1 pseudogene is annotated in these 701 nt (G+C 79.9%); it reads left to right on the top strand.

Annotation, left to right across the window (positions count from 1 at the left end):
* Positions 1 to 701, top strand: a pseudogene (locus tag GPJ59_RS36715) (hypothetical protein); the annotation flags it as partial.

Raw genomic sequence — 701 nt, 5'->3', positions numbered from 1 at the left:
GCCGGAGCGCGAAGCGGTCCTGCCCCACTCGGAGCTGGCCGCGCGGGTGGCGGAGGACGTCGACGCGGTGGTCGCGGCCCGGCGCGCGGACGGCACGCTGGACCGGCGCAGCTGGTACGCCGGGATGCTGCTGCTGGCCCGGCGGGTCGTGGTCGGTGCCGCGGCCGCCGAGGACACGCTGCTGAGCTCGGTGAACGCGGCGGCGACGGCTGCCGTCGGCGGCCGTGCGTACGCCGACCGGGGCGCGGCCCTGCACCGGCGCCTGGCGCCCTACCTGGCCGACCCGGACCCCGGAGCACTGGCCGGTCGGCTGGCGGCGCAGGGCGGCGGCCCGCAGGCCGTCCTCCCGGCTGTCGCGCATGCCCTGGCCCTGACGTCCGAGGCCGCCGCCGGGACAGCGCTCCAGGCGCTGGCTCTGCTCGGCGCGGGGGCCGTGCCCGGTCCGCGGGAGGCGGTGGGCGAGGCGTTGCGGCAGTTTCCGCCGGTGGCGGCGGCAGCGTACCCGGTGCGGGCGGCGTTCACCTGGGAGGGCCTGGAGCTGGAGGCCGGGACCGAGGTCCTGTGGGCACCGGGCTGGTTGCGCGGCCTGGAGCAGGACGTCGACGGGGACGGTGACAGGGGCGTTGACAGGGGCGTTGACAGTGAGGGCGCGGGAGGCGCGGCGGAGGACGCGGGCCCGGGCCGCGGCGCCGGGCCGGGCG

The organism is Streptomyces bambusae (genome assembly GCF_019400985.1).
In the GTDB taxonomy this organism is placed as follows: domain Bacteria; phylum Actinomycetota; class Actinomycetes; order Streptomycetales; family Streptomycetaceae; genus Streptomyces; species Streptomyces bambusae_A.
The sequence above is the reverse complement of the archived record's forward strand: the minus strand, read 5'-3'. Positions and strand labels throughout refer to the sequence as shown.